This is a genomic window from Brevibacillus brevis NBRC 100599, assembly GCF_000010165.1.
Classification (GTDB): domain Bacteria; phylum Bacillota; class Bacilli; order Brevibacillales; family Brevibacillaceae; genus Brevibacillus; species Brevibacillus brevis_D.
Window position 1 is genome coordinate 4430487 of sequence record NC_012491.1, and the last position, 13777, is coordinate 4444263.

Here is a 13777-nt window from a genome sequence, read left to right on the forward strand (position 1 = left end):
TGAAAGAGGGATTGTTTCCCAGAAAAAGGGAGGGATTCGTGATGAATCAGTTGTTTCGCGAAACCTGGATTGAGGTAAATCTCGATGCTATCAAGAAAAACATTCAGTCGATACGCCGGCATATTCCTAAACAGACGAAAATCATGGCGGTTGTAAAAGCGAATGCCTATGGCCATGGTTCTGTCGGAGTAGCTCGCCATGCCCTTGAGTACGGGGCTACTTCCCTCGCTGTCGCCATTCTGGAAGAAGGCATCGTCTTGCGAAAGGCGGGAATTGTAGCCCCTATACTCGTGCTGGGATTCACACCTCTTTCACGTGTCAAAGAGGCGATTGCCTGGAATATTGAGCTGTCTGCCTTCCAGGCCGATTGGATCAAAAAAGCCGATAAAATAATCAAATCAACAGCTTTCACTAATCGTCTAAACATCCATATCAACATCGATACAGGTATGGGTCGTTTGGGCGTACGGACAAAATCTGCGTTGCTTTCAGTCGTGACGGCCTTAACGTCTAGCTCTTCACTTGCATGGACCGGAATCTTCACCCATTTTTCCACTGCGGATGAACCGGATCACACATTGACCAAAGCGCAGCACGAGTTGTTTGTTCAGTATCTTCGTTATCTGAAGGAACGAGGCTTCGAGCTTCCAACCGTACACATGTGCAACACCGCCGCTACCATTGCTTTTCCCGAATACAGCGCCGATATGATCCGCCTCGGAATCGGCATGTATGGGCTGTACCCATCCGCTTATATCCGGCAACTCAATCGCGTCAAGCTCGTTCCGGCTCTCAGCTTGAAATCGCGCTTTTCCTATGTGAAGACAATGCTGACACCGCCGTTTACCATCAGTTATGGCGCTACCTACATAGCAAAACGCGGAGAGGTCATCGGGACGGTTCCAATCGGTTATGCCGACGGGTATTCGCGCGCTCTCTCTAACCGGGGATTTGTTCTGTATCAAGGCAGACGTTTGCCAATCGCAGGGCGAGTGACAATGGATCAGATGATGGTCAGCTTGGGAGAAGGCAGTGGAAAGCAAGGCGATGAAGTCGTGATTTATGGCAAGCAAGGAAACCGCGAGATCCCTGTCGATGAGATTGCCGAAATGCTCGGAACGATCAATTATGAAGTCGTTGCCACCCTCAGTAATCGCATCCCGCGCCTCTTTTTGGAAAAAGGGGTGGTTGTAGAAATCTCTCATCTGTTGCCGGAAGGGTAAATGCCAAAACGAATACATGTTCTCCCCTATTTTAGGCACCCTACTGATGAGGAGGGATGATACATGGATCAACGAAACTTTGAACAAATTTATGAATCGTACAAAAATGCCGGAGAACAACAGGCGATCCAGGAAAATGAAGATAACAGTCCGCTGACGAATACCGGAAAAGAGCAAATCGTCGCCGTCAGGAAAAACGAAGATGGAGACTTGATCGCCTTTAAAACGGACACTGGCCGAGAGCTCGACTATATCACCGCACTCAACGATGCAAAGGCTGGCAAGCTGGCTCATGTAGACGAGTTTCACAAGTATGGGAGAGACATTCTGCGGAGTGAGCCAGACGGCATCAAGGAAAACAATTTGGATCGCCTGCCTGACTTTTAAAGGCAAAAGGGTCGCCCACAGCAGAAGCGGGGCGACCTTGTGCTTGTTTACGACAGAATGTAATTGCTTCCGAGGTATCTTCTCTTTATTGAGTAGGAGTAGGAAGCGCTGGCTCGTTCTCACCGCCCAAACGGCGGCGTGCCGTCTCCCTTTTTCCCACAGCCGGTAGATGCTCACCCGCCTTGGCCAATCCCCAGACAGGCATATTTCCGTATAGGCATTCGTATTTTCCTGCATCGACCAAGTACGTCTCGTGAAAAATCCCAACCGTTCCATCCGTTCCTACCGCTTGGTTGAACTTCTTCCACGCGCTCAAATGATTGTGGTTTTTTCTCGCGTAATTTTCCAGATGCTCATAGGATCGCCAGTACTGGATCAGGGTGATTTCACGCAGATTAAAATGCGAAGTGTGCCCCAATAATCCGAGCTCCGGGTGCTGATACAACTCTCGCATCATACCTCCCATCGCATTGGCTACTGGCATCCACTTGTGAACCGCAAGCATACGGTTGATTCGCATCCCGATGATAAATACGACGAAAGATCCTTCCATTTGTGCTGTAAAACGCCCCGGAACTACTTTTGCCATCCGACTCCCCTACCTTATCAATGATTTGAGATGCAGTTCGTAACACGCCATATAATCAGACACATGAAACAAATGTGCCGTCAGATAGGCTCCGTAAAACATCGAGAATAGCAAAATAACGCCTTCCTCCTCCGACAGGTGAAGGGCAAGCTGACCATCCTCGGCTGCTTCTTGCACGCACTTTTGGAAAAGCTGATGCAGATCAGTAGCTCTAATGGCTTCTCTCTCCTCATGTGCGGGGAAGCGCAAATGCAATTCAGCATCAGATAGAAGCGGGACACTCGGGTGCATTTTTTGCTCGGCTAAAAAGCTGATAAGGCTAAGCATGATCCCCGGCTGCTTCACACCATCGCTCGTAACCTTGGCAAAAATATGCCGCACCGCTTCCCAGCCTCTCTTGGCAGTACTCTGCAGCTCAATGAAACACTCTGCTTGCCAAATGCTCATGTAATAAACCAAGAGCTCTTCCTTTTGCGGGAAAAATTTAAAGAATGTGACCTTCGACACCTCTGCTCGTTCGCAAATGTCATCCACCAGTACATTTCGGAAGCTCCCGTCGCCTATTAGCTCCAAGGCAGCGTCCAGAAGGGCGAATTTGGTTTTGGCTTTCTTTTTCTCACGTAGGGTTAATGCTTCTGCCATCTTGGACTCCTTTTCCATATTTCCATTTTTATTTATCTTAGTATATAAATTAACTTAAGTAAAGTTTTTTATTTTAGTAAAAAACTCGTCTTCTTGTGCTGACGATACGGCAGTAGTATTGGGAAAGTCAGTCATAAATGTTACGAAGAACGATCTCTTACGCCAAATATGCTGCATAGAGCCACGACCAATAACACGCCGGAACCCAAAAACAATACAGCCGCGCCTGCAGCGAGTCCGTAGGCTCTTCTTCTTTTATCGCCAGATACGTGCGAACCCGCATAAGCAGATGAACCGAAGTGGAAATCGGCCACGTGTAATTTATACACATATAATTTGTATACAAATTATATGTGTGCGTGATATCATGTTCCTATGATGACTCTACAAGTTGGCAAATAAGGAGGTACATATGGATCGGATTGAAGATTGCTATGGGTTTCTACTGGGAAAGGCATATCAAAAAGTGTGGCAAATGGAAAAGGCCGCACTATCCACCTACGGAGTAACTCCTGTGCAGTTTATTCTGTTGCATGCCCTTTGGGAAAAGGATGGGCAAAAGGGAGTTGAGTTGGGAGCGCGACTTCGGTTGGATGGAGCAACGATCACAGGCGTGCTGGATCGATTAGAAAAATTAGAGCTCATTGAGAGACGTTCTGATCCCAATGACCGCCGAACAAACCTCATTTTTCTAACTCCGAAAGGCAAAGAGCTGGAGAAACCATTGAATCAGCTGACCGAGGAAGTAAATAACGCGGTGATCTCCCTTTTTAGCGAGGAGGAAGCGAAACTGCTTAAAAACATGTTGACCAAATTAGGATTAAGCTAGAAAGGTGCTATTTTCAACGATGCTGAAGTGGAAACTACATTATGCTTGGATTATTTTATTCGTCACATTTGCCGCTTTATCAGCAGTACAGGGAATAAGACTTTCTTTTGGCGCCTTTATTGAACCCTGGGAGAACCAATTTTCTCTTGATCGCGGGACCATTTCACTCATCTCGGCGTTAAGCTTTGTCGTTTATGGGATTTCCCAACCAATTGCCGGCAGGCTGATCGATCGCTTTGGAGCCCGCACCATCCTGCTATACAGTACGCTCTTGGTAGGCCTTAGCATGATGTTCACACAATGGGTAACATCCCCCTGGCAATTGTTCCTCCTTTATGGCGTAATTGCGTCCATTGGCGTGGGTGGAGCATCCAATGTAGCGGCAAGTGTCATCATCACAAATTGGTTTAACGAAAAACGAGGCGTCGCATTCGGATTTTTGGAGGCAGGCTTCAGTGTTGGGCAAATGGTGATGGTTCCTGTATCTCTTTTCTTCATACAGTGGTTCGATTGGAAAATGGCCGTCGCCGTTTTTGCTCTCTTTCTGCTGATTGTTATTTTTCCCGTTTTGCTTCTCCTTTTGCGGAATCATCCAGCGGAAAAAGGCCTGCATCCTATCGGGGGCTCACGGGAAGAAGAAAACGCAAGCAGCCAAATAGCCTCTGCCAGCAAGCTACCAGTCAGGGGTATTTTTCGATCCAGGAATTTCTGGTTCCTGCTATTGCCCTTTTTTATCTGCGGATTTACCACCACCGGCTTGATGGATACTCATTTGATCCCATTTACCCAGCTTTGCGGTTTTTCAACAACCGTAACTGGTTCGGCCATAAGCCTGTTGGCTGCTTTCAACACACTGGGGACTTTATTGTCCGGTTTTATTGCGGATCGCTGGAGCAGTAGAAAATTTTTGGCGACCCTATACCTATTGCGAGCCGTTTCAATCGGTTTCTTGATTGTATTTGTGAGTGATCCCGAACTTCTCCTGTTTTTTGTCGCACATCCATCTTTGTTGATTCTGTTTTCCATCTCTTTTGGGCTTGTCGATTTTGCAACGGTAGCTCCTACCCAACTGCTAGCAACGCAGCATTTCAAAAATTACTCCATGGGACTTGTCATGGGTTGGCTTTTTCTGAGTCATCAGGCTGGGTCAGCGTTGGGGGCATACTTGCCTGGAATGATTTTTGAGCAGACGGGTCATTATACGCTGGCCTTTTATGTCTCAGTCTTTTTACTGGTGGGAGCTGCTGTTTTGAATCTCTTACTGCCTGAATCAGTTAAGGCTACAAGTCATGAGAAGGCATGCACAGAATAAGAATCAGATAACGGAGTTCGATCCTCAAAAAACAAAGCCAGTCTGACACCTTATTTTCGTGTCAACTGGCTTCTTGATTATTTCATCATTTTCCCCATCCGATAGGCTGCTTCCATGATGTACGGCGCATATTGGCTCATTTTTTCAGGAGTCAGGCGGTTGGATGGACCAGACGCTGCAATAGACGCTACCAATTGTCCGTTGCGGTTGAATATCGGGACGGCTACGGCTGCTGTCCCCAGCTCCCGTTCCTCCACGCTAGTCGCGAAGCCTTGCTTCCTGATTTGATCCAATTGCTCAATGAAAGACTCCTTGTTCACAAAGTCAGGCCAATTCGGATCGCTGATGACTTCCTGCAAAATGAAAGGTTCTGCGTAAGCAACGAGTACCTTGCTCGATGCTCCCACCGCGAGTGGCATACGCGCTCCAATTGGGGCCACCCTGCGAATCGGCTGCTTGCTTTGGACTGCCTGTACGCGTATCCGCTCGTTTCCATCCCGCACATACAGACTGATCGTTTCCTCCACCAAATCCCGCAATCGCTCCATCTCCGGCAGCAGCAATGTCGCTGGATCATCGTTTTGCGACAAATTGGCGGATAACTCCCAAACTCGAAACCCAAGTCGATACTTCTCCGTCTGGACATCTCGTATCAGAAACCCTTTGTTCTCCAGCGTTGCCAGCAAACGGTGCACGGTACTTTTATGCAAGGAGAGTCGACTCGCTATCTCACTCAGGCCCAGATCCGTCGCGTCTGTAAAACAGAGCAGGATATCCAAAGCCCGATCGACTGCTCGAACGTTTGCTTTTTGTTCTTCTTCCATAAGTGTTTGACACCCGCTTCCTACTTTGTTCCGATCGTTTCATCTGATGAAACGAATATGCTACTTTTCAGTATACGAAAAAATAAAGCATAGTAAAGAGCGAATCCGAAGTCTTCCCTACCTATTTTCTGTTGACGAGGACATTCCCACAAGCACTGAACCCAGATCGGACATACATTGACAGAAAGATTGCAATCTTTTTATTCTCGATTGGGGGAGTGACCTCCTTGGGCAAAAAAAGCGAATCAAAACTGACCAAGCATAGCGTGCTGCGTGCAAGCTCTTCACTTGTCTCGGCCTTACCCCGGACACGTCGTTTTTCCAAGCAGTCTTTATATGCTTTTCTGGATCGATACAAAAAGGTGATCGTCAAACCAGCAACAGGTAGTGGTGGTGCTGGCGTCATGCTCGTCACACGGAAAACCAAGAACCGTTACCGTGTCCAGCGTGGACCTGCACAACTCACATTGGGTGGCAAGTTGGAGACCTACAGGTATTTGCGAAGAAAAATAACGACCCCTTATCTGATTCAACGCGGTATCACACTGGCACGCGTCAATGATTCCTTGTTCGATGTAAGAGTGATGGTTCAAAAAAGACCAGGCTCTCCCTGGGTCGTCACTGGAATGCTTGCAAAAGTAGCAGGTAAAGGCTACATCATTACCAATGTCAAAAGAAGCAAAGGACGTGTGCTGCCGATCCGCTTAGCCATTCAACGCTCCTCGATTCGCGGCGCTTCTGCCTCCACGATCATTGCTCGCCTACGAAGAATCGCCATACTCGTTGGCACGCTATTACACACGCCAGAGAGTCTTCGGGCTGGATATGGGCATTGACGCAAGTGGTCGGGTGTGGATTATTGAAGCCAATCTACGACCAGACATTACCCTATTCCTGAAGCTTGCCGACAAATCGATGTACAAAAACATATGTGCCTATCGAAGACACGTATAAAAAAAGGGGAGCCGTTCTGTCACGGTTCCCCTTTTATCTGATGTGGCGGTACCTTTAAAAATCAAAATGATCGGGGTCTGGCCCAAAACGCTTGTTGTCATTTAGAGCAGTGATTTTTTCTACATCCTCTGTGCTGAGGGTGAAATCAAAAACATCTGCGTTCTGGCGAATCCGCTCTGGTGTGATCGACTTCGGAATGGTCACCACTTGGTTTTCCAAATCCCAGCGAAGCACAATTTGCGCAGGAGACTTGCCGTATTTTTGTCCCAATTCTACCAAGAGAGGATGATCGAGATTTCCTTGCATCAACGGGCTCCATGCTTCTAGTTGAATATGGTGCTCTTTGCAATACTCATGCAACTCTTTTTGGGTAAGCAAGGGATGATACTCGACTTGGTTGACAACCGGAATGATCTCGCTATGTTGGCGCAAATCCTCGAGGTAGTGGCTATGAAAATTACTGACGCCAATCGCACGTACATATCCATCGCGGTATAGCTTTTCCAAGGCTCTCCATGTATCTACATACTTGCCTTTTACCGGCCAGTGAATCAGGTACAAATCCAACGTATCCGTACCCAACTTTTTCATACTTTCATCAAAAGCCTTCAGCGTTGACTCGTAGCCTTGATCCGCATTCCACACCTTGGTCGTGATGAACAATTGGTCGCGATCAATCCCGGCTTGACGGATTCCTTCGCCTACGCCGGCTTCGTTGCCGTAGATAGCTGCCGTGTCTATACTGCGATAACCCGCCTCAATCGCGGATCGGACGGCCAACGTTTCGTTTCCGTCTTTTGCCTTCCAGACACCCAGACCCAGCCAGGGCATCTTCACCCCGTTGTTCAAAACGGAATGATCTGTGATATGTGTTGCCATTGGATCTCCTCCCGTCTATCGCTGATATGTACTTACATTAAGAAAGTGTAACATAAATACAAAATGGAGCAAACCTTGCTACTCTTCCGAATCTTGTATCACTATATCTTCTGTCCCCTCTACCAGCGGTTTGATCGCCCACCACCTGATCCTCGCCCGATCTGTCTGTACAGGTCCCTTCACCTGGACGCCGATTCGAAACGTTCCTTTCTGCGGATAAACGATGACCCCTACGGCAAACTGCGCTGCATCTGTCACATACTCCGAATCATCAAAAACACTGGTATGCCCGTACATCACTTGCTCATGCTGGGAAAGCAACTCATCGATCACATCTGCATGAAAATCCTCGATTCCTGCACTGACATACACATTCCCTTTTCCGAGAGAATGCTTGAGCTCCTCAGAAAAATAACGATTGCCGATCTTGACTCCAAACGGCCAGTTGGAGGAGTATGGATCAATTGGTATTTCTACCACGCCCGTTGCTACTTGTTCATTTGCCTTTCCTGGTCGGGGCAGACCCAGCTCAAACTGGTAGACAGACCCCAGATTATCGTAGCTCACATCGAACTGCGGCTTATCAGCTGCCGCGATTTCTTTCACTCGCGTAGTCACCCGAAAGGAATCCGCATGGGAGCCTTGCTCGACTGGCCTTCCCTTCTGTCCACGCAACGCAAGCTTTTGCAAAAGCGCTGGCGTATACACGTACTCCCCAAACGGAACAGGAACAACCTTCTCAATCACATAGGTCGCATTCATTTGCAGCAAGCATACTTTTGCCAAATATAGAAAAGGCTGTTCGTTCGCTTGTGTCACATGATCCAGCTTGCGATTGTAGTAATCGGATACGAGCCGCTCTACCAGATCGTCTGGCGTGATTTCGATTTTCCCTACAGAAACGAGATCGGTATGCACCAAGCGATCCCCGAGTCGAACCTCTGCCTTGCCACCCAGCACCGCCAGCTCTACCGTACCGCGATCCCAGCCAGCCTTGAGCGGAATGGAGACGACATAATCGGTCTCTTTCCCGTCAACAGGCTCTAAGAAGGATACGCTACCGTCACTGCTTTCCAAGACCGTTAGCCCTAGTGCATCCAGCTTGTATTCGAATTGCACGCGTGACGTTTGTACCGTCTTCTCAATGTGCAACTGCAAGGAAAATACTTCACCCGGATTGACGTATCGCGGAGTTGCCTGCCAAATGCGCACCTGTGGATCTGCATAGAGCAGCACTCTTTGCTCTACCAGTTGTACCCCTTCGATGGATGCAGGATGCGGTGCCTCTTCTTTGATAAAAAGCCGATATCCTTCTGCGACCCGGTTGTATTCAGCCATTTCCTGCTCGACGGTTTCGGAGACGGAGAAGACCTGTTCTTTCCCTTTTTCATCATAGGCCAAGCAGACGTACACATTTTTTGCGTAATCGTTGTTGCTAAAGCCTTCCATCATGGACAGCTTCAGCTTCACCGGTTCAGGAAGCACAATTTCCCTCCCGAGATAATCAAGAGCAACCCCAGCCTCGACCGAAATCTGCTTTTCGTCTACAGCGATCACTTGCAAACCGCATACCACCCCACCCCCGTGAAGCAGCCGATTGGTGAGTCGACGCTTGTCATTGAAATAGCGCTGTTCTGATTCGAAATCTCGGACGGTTAACAGCTTCCCTTTGAAATACACATTCCGTTCATGTGGAAAATAACGCAGATTCTTCATCTCTAACACCTCACTTTGCGTATAAATCTCGGCTTCTTACTCCAGCTCTGCATCCAGCCCAATCCTCGTGTCATAATCGATTCGTCTACTGCGGTCCTTCCCACTTAGCACCGTGTTGTATGGAATAGACAAATTTTGATCAAGCGTAAGGAACGACGGCTCCGTCAAATAAGAATTAATCCCCACGTAGCTATGGAGGTCGGCGTAGATGCCCGGGCGCAGAACGATGAGCTTTGCCTCTGTAAAAGCAGGCGTTTGATCTTCCAAAATCTTTTGCAAAACCGACTGCTCCCGCTCTGTTGTCGCGCATTCCTGCGAAACAATCAGACAAAACTGATACGGATGATCCATGTACAAGGAAGAGATTAGCTCGTGTAGCTCCGGGATCGCCTTCATGTCCCTGATTTGAAAATACTCCACGATCATCGGGCGCTCCCCGGTATACAGCTGTACCATCTTTTCCAATCCCGCACGAGTGCCCCGCTCAGCGTATAGCTCCGGTGCGCGACGAATCAGCTCTCGTCGCTGTGCTTCTGTCCAATGCTCATCCCTGCCCATCCCCAACCAAGAAGCGAGCCAAGGGACGAACTCTCCCGGTGTCGTATCAGGATCGAACAACCGTGAAATGGTATCAATCTGTTCCTCCAGCTCCAAGTAAAACGTCCCGAAAAGGGAGAGGAAGCGCTCCAAAAAATTAGCACTGGCAGGTTCACTTTGATAAGTCGCTGGTAAATAACGCAAAAATGTGTCGCGCGGCGAATATATCCTCATTTGCCTGAGCAACGGGGAATGGCGGTCCGTTCCAAGCCATTCGATTTTGAGCCATAGATAGCGGCCTTTTGCGGAATGAAACAGCGCATCCGAAGCGTTGATTACCGGCTCTGACCATAGATTGGCGGTCCTTTGCAGCTTGGTTCTCCAGTCCATGTCGGGTGCCAGCAAAACGTCATCCAGATTGCGGACGGCTCCATCAATCACATGCTCTTTTCGATCAGAAGAAAACGTCGAGATGAGTAACTGTGTTTCTTCCGGTATGTCTGCTTCCAGCGTGAATTTATGCCACACTGTTTCATATTCCGTGCTATCCAATGCACGAGAGAAGTAGATGCCCATCGGTATTCCCGTCGCATCCAGATTGGACGTTCGGGAGACGAGTCTCATCATCGTCAGAACATTTTTCTGCGCGTCCCAAACATACAGTCGTTGCTGGTTATCAAAAACGAGCTTGTCTGCTCGGCCGTGGTAGTTGGTCAACGGCGCAAGTGCTTCCCCCGTTGGTTGAAAACGCAAAATGAATCGGGTATGATCATGAGCCGAATCGATGGAACGCCGATCACCCACATAGAGAATGGGACCTGGACCCACTGCAAATCCCGCGGGCTTGGTGCCTGACGGGATCGCCAGTGTGCACACATCGGCGCCTTCCGAAGAGAACCGAAACACTTGATTCGTCTGTGCCCAAAAGAGATAGGCCTTGCCCGCTTCGGCAACAGACAGGCGAAACAACCTTCTTCGCCTGATCTCACGGAGTGTAGCTGTCTCTTTTACTCTCAATTCCTCATGCGCGTATGTAGCGTCCACTTTTCCTGCCCGATTCAGCCGAAGGACGACGACTTGTGTTCCCGCCGCGATTTCCTTCCGTTCGTTGTCTTGATCTACGAGCACAGGTGTCGTGATGTAAAGACGTCCTTCTTCATCCAGCCCTGCATCCAAAGGAAAAAGCCTCTGTTCCTCCCCCTCCTCCCAGCTCCAAACGCACTGGCCGTTGGCTATGGAATACGCACCGACTTTTCGCCTTGCTTCGGGGTCGAGGATATACACGTATTCATCGTCAGCGACGAGAAACGAGTCTTTGGAAAACAACCCCCGTCCAGCGCGAAACACGGTCTCCTTGAAGTTGTTGCCGTCATCATAATGCGTGATATGTCCGCTTTCATCCAGCCAGAGCAACGAACCAACCCGTGCCATGGCAAAATCCAAGAGTCGAGAGTGATGTGTCGTCCCAGCCTGGTGCACATAATCGATCACATATTCGGGCGATTTGTTCAGCGCAATCCCCTCGTTGGAGACGTGAAGGTTATACCAGATCCCCCGCTGCCAATCGGACGGATTGTTCAGGGAAAAGAAACGATTCATTGTATCCACGCCCACTCCTCCGTTTGTTCCCGTCTATCTTTCTCTATCCACAACGAGCTCCAAGACATGCTCTCCTGAGTACACCAGCCCATGGCGCGGAATCTGTATATCGCCCCCTTCATCCCTGACGATGCCTGTGCCCTCTGCGGAAACCCACAAATCCGTCACGTACAGCACACCCTCGATCTGGTTTAATACCTCGTAGAGATCGCTTTTATAAACAGGCCGACCAAATTCCCAGCCTTTTCCTTGTTGACTCGAAGAATTGTGTAGATCCAATGGTGTCAAATATCGCTGCAATGCCTGTAGCACCATCTGCTTTTTGTCTACAAACGCAGACTCCACCACGATTGTCGCAAAAACGGTCACTTTGATATAAGCTGGAGCAGCCACATGGACCTCTGTCGTCAATAGCCTTCTCTGTTCCAATTGGTGGCGAACAGTCCGCAGGAAGCCTTCACTTGGCAGTGGTGTCGGCTGATCGCTAAATGGGACGATGACGACGGTCGTTTGAGCGGCTGCGTTTTGCTCGGAAGCTCCCACTTCCCCTACTTTGTACAGGGGGATTGCCTTTGCGCGGGCTACTCGCAATCCAGGTGTCGAGAGAGCGAGGGCCTCATAGTCTTCTGCTGTAACGGCCCGCTGCGGTTTTTTCCCTTCTATTCTCATCCTGCGCTTGGCTTGATCAATCGTTTCGCGCTCGCTTCCCCCACTAGCTGGACGTGGATTCGTCACCTGTGCGGTGGTTCGCTGCCGGGCGAGCGGCAGGAATCGGGTAATTTGCCCTCCTTGCACATTCCCCTTCGCACCTTGGCTTGTCTGACAGGATAGGATCCGAATACCCGCCATACCTTCCAGTCTTTCTGGAATGGCTCCGTGCTCATTATTGCCAAACGCAATTTCTGTCCCGTCCGTATCAATCAGCATAAAATGGCGGTCCTGTGGTCCTGATCGGTCAAAATCAGTGACCAGCGACCAGTCTTCCCAGACGGGAAACGGATTGCCTTCGACCTGACGGGCCACCTGAATGACAAACGTTTCTGGCATGATCGATTGGACGTTTGGCCGAAACACTTGATGTGGCAATCCACTGCTTTCTCCGATGGACCGTTGCCCTGCAAAGTCTATCCGATAGGCGATGACCCGAATATTTCTGCGACCTTCAGGCATTGCACCTCCAAATCCAATCATCGTGGTGCCCTGTACTGGGTCACGCGAAACGCGAAACGAAAATACGCCTGTATCGGCTTGGTCTGGTTCATCTTGATCCCATCCACTTTGCCAATGTTGTCCCTTTTTGCATTGAACCTCCACAGAGCCATCGTACGATAGCGAACTGGAAAGGACGATCGTCTGATCTGCTTGCCCCGTTCCATCGAACTCCCACACTTGACTGAAGGTTTCTCGTTGGATGACACTCACGGTATTCAACTCGATTTTTTCCAGGCGAGGAGCCAATTCGAATCGACCTGCACGCAATGTTGCACAGAGCCAGAATCGAGGGCGATCATTGGCGGGGTAAAGCATGAGCGGCTTCATTGTCCCTTCCAGCTCGATCAGGACACGTCCCGAAAAGGATAGATTCATCGTTTCATCCGAGACTAGTGGTAACGGACTCCATCCCGTTTCTTGCGTGCGTTCGTCCTGTCCATAGTACTCCCACTCGAGACTAGCCGATGGAACGAAAAGCGCTGTGGGCGTAAGTGGGGCGATTGGGACAGGATAGTCCTCAAACAGGCGCAATCCAATCGAGACTGCTTTCCCTATTGGCAACGGCCGATCAAAGCCTAAGTAAATCTTGTTCCCTATCGTTGGTTCCTGGCCGAATGCGTAGTAGGAAACACCAGTATGCGCATTGGATGAACTCACATCCGCCGTCCCGCTTTCTGTATGAACCAGAACACGCTCCAGGCTGGCTGGTACCAGAACAAGCGAATGTTCCGTCTCGAAAGGAAGATTCCCCGCGAACAATATCGTCTTCTCCGGAAGGATCGCTTCTTCTGACACGTCGAAAAACGTTACATCCGTCGTCGCACATGACTGGTTCTTTGGGTGTACACCCATGAGCTGCAAAAATTTGCGTTCATTCTTTTCCGTGATCCGGTTGAGATAGTATTGCTGCATTTCCATCAACCACGCGAACATCTCCAAAAGCGTAATGCCAGGATCGTGATGACGGTGATCACCCCACTCTGGCTGCAGCTTGGGGATCGCGTTTTTTGCTTGTTCGACGATCTCCTCAAAGTAGCGATCATCCAGATTCTTGGATGGAAGCATAGCGCACAC

Annotated in this window: 11 protein-coding genes and 1 pseudogene; 5 read left to right on the forward strand and 7 right to left on the reverse strand. The window is 49.3% G+C overall.

What is annotated here, in order from left to right:
- The first annotated feature begins 41 nt into the window (after positions 1 to 41).
- Together alr and BBR47_RS21075 are read left to right on the forward strand one after the other, a co-directional pair.
- Positions 42 to 1223: an alanine racemase gene (gene alr / locus BBR47_RS21070; RefSeq protein ID WP_015892442.1), complete on the forward strand. Its 1182-nt coding sequence runs from the start codon at positions 42 to 44 to the stop codon at positions 1221 to 1223.
- A 63-nt stretch (positions 1224 to 1286) separates the two neighbouring features.
- A complete protein-coding gene (locus BBR47_RS21075; RefSeq protein ID WP_015892443.1) occupies positions 1287 to 1610 on the forward strand; it encodes a DUF3892 domain-containing protein in 324 nt (107 codons plus the stop codon).
- Between the two features lie 85 nt (positions 1611 to 1695).
- Here BBR47_RS21075 and BBR47_RS21080 read toward each other — a convergent pair whose 3' ends face one another.
- Positions 1696 to 2199, reverse strand: a complete 504-nt coding sequence (locus tag BBR47_RS21080) for a DUF4188 domain-containing protein (protein WP_015892444.1) — start codon at positions 2197 to 2199, stop codon at positions 1696 to 1698.
- Positions 2200 to 2208: 9 nt separating this feature from the next.
- Positions 2209 to 2841, reverse strand: a complete 633-nt coding sequence (locus BBR47_RS21085) for a TetR/AcrR family transcriptional regulator (protein WP_015892445.1) — start codon at positions 2839 to 2841, stop codon at positions 2209 to 2211.
- A 412-nt stretch (positions 2842 to 3253) separates the two neighbouring features.
- Here BBR47_RS21085 and BBR47_RS21090 point away from each other — a divergent pair, with 412 nt between their 5' ends.
- Both BBR47_RS21090 and BBR47_RS21095 read left to right on the forward strand, forming a co-directional pair.
- Positions 3254 to 3670 (forward strand): MarR family winged helix-turn-helix transcriptional regulator, encoded by a 417-nt coding sequence (locus BBR47_RS21090; protein ID WP_041749553.1) that lies wholly within the window; start codon positions 3254 to 3256, stop codon positions 3668 to 3670.
- Between the two features lie 22 nt (positions 3671 to 3692).
- Positions 3693 to 4982, forward strand: coding sequence for an MFS transporter (locus tag BBR47_RS21095; RefSeq protein ID WP_041749908.1), 1290 nt, complete (start codon positions 3693 to 3695; stop codon positions 4980 to 4982).
- A 77-nt stretch (positions 4983 to 5059) separates the two neighbouring features.
- Here BBR47_RS21095 and BBR47_RS21100 read toward each other — a convergent pair whose 3' ends face one another.
- Entirely contained in the window at positions 5060 to 5806 is a 747-nt protein-coding gene (locus BBR47_RS21100; protein WP_015892448.1) for an IclR family transcriptional regulator, read from the reverse strand.
- Between the two features lie 266 nt (positions 5807 to 6072).
- On the opposite strand from BBR47_RS21100, the pseudogene BBR47_RS21105 reads away from it, so the two are divergent.
- Positions 6073 to 6760 (forward strand): annotated as a pseudogene (locus BBR47_RS21105) (YheC/YheD family protein).
- A gap of 54 nt (positions 6761 to 6814) precedes the next feature.
- Here the strand turns inward: BBR47_RS21105 and BBR47_RS21110 are convergent.
- The 4 genes from BBR47_RS21110 to BBR47_RS21125 all read right to left on the reverse strand — a co-directional run bounded on the left by BBR47_RS21110 (position 6815) and on the right by BBR47_RS21125 (position 13768).
- The gene (locus tag BBR47_RS21110) at positions 6815 to 7639 is read right to left on the reverse strand and encodes an aldo/keto reductase (protein ID WP_015892450.1); all 825 of its coding nucleotides are present in this window, start codon (positions 7637 to 7639) and stop codon (positions 6815 to 6817) included.
- A gap of 78 nt (positions 7640 to 7717) precedes the next feature.
- Complete coding sequence (locus BBR47_RS21115; protein WP_015892451.1) at positions 7718 to 9355, reverse strand: hypothetical protein; 1638 nt, start codon at positions 9353 to 9355, stop codon at positions 7718 to 7720.
- A gap of 36 nt (positions 9356 to 9391) precedes the next feature.
- Positions 9392 to 11491, reverse strand: coding sequence for a phage tail protein (locus BBR47_RS21120; protein ID WP_015892452.1), 2100 nt, complete (start codon positions 11489 to 11491; stop codon positions 9392 to 9394).
- A gap of 33 nt (positions 11492 to 11524) precedes the next feature.
- Positions 11525 to 13768 carry a putative baseplate assembly protein gene (locus tag BBR47_RS21125; protein WP_015892453.1) on the reverse strand — a complete coding sequence of 748 codons (2244 nt, stop codon included), beginning with the start codon at positions 13766 to 13768 and terminating at the stop codon, positions 11525 to 11527.
- Positions 13769 to 13777 lie beyond the last annotated feature (9 nt).

Excerpts from the sequence above, each read along its gene's own strand:
- BBR47_RS21110 (WP_015892450.1), bottom strand. The coding sequence starts at position 7,639 with ATGGCAACACATATCACAGATCATTCCGTTTTGAACAACGGGGTGAAG.
- BBR47_RS21080 (WP_015892444.1), bottom strand. The coding sequence starts at position 2,199 with ATGGCAAAAGTAGTTCCGGGGCGTTTTACAGCACAAATGGAAGGATCT.
- BBR47_RS21100 (WP_015892448.1), bottom strand. The coding sequence starts at position 5,806 with ATGGAAGAAGAACAAAAAGCAAACGTTCGAGCAGTCGATCGGGCTTTG.
- BBR47_RS21075 (WP_015892443.1), top strand. The coding sequence starts at position 1,287 with ATGGATCAACGAAACTTTGAACAAATTTATGAATCGTACAAAAATGCC.
- BBR47_RS21085 (WP_015892445.1), bottom strand. The coding sequence starts at position 2,841 with ATGGCAGAAGCATTAACCCTACGTGAGAAAAAGAAAGCCAAAACCAAA.
- BBR47_RS21120 (WP_015892452.1), bottom strand. The coding sequence starts at position 11,491 with ATGAATCGTTTCTTTTCCCTGAACAATCCGTCCGATTGGCAGCGGGGG.
- BBR47_RS21115 (WP_015892451.1), bottom strand. The coding sequence starts at position 9,355 with ATGAAGAATCTGCGTTATTTTCCACATGAACGGAATGTGTATTTCAAA.
- alr (WP_015892442.1), top strand. The coding sequence starts at position 42 with ATGAATCAGTTGTTTCGCGAAACCTGGATTGAGGTAAATCTCGATGCT.
- BBR47_RS21090 (WP_041749553.1), top strand. The coding sequence starts at position 3,254 with ATGGATCGGATTGAAGATTGCTATGGGTTTCTACTGGGAAAGGCATAT.
- BBR47_RS21125 (WP_015892453.1), bottom strand. The coding sequence starts at position 13,768 with ATGCTTCCATCCAAGAATCTGGATGATCGCTACTTTGAGGAGATCGTC.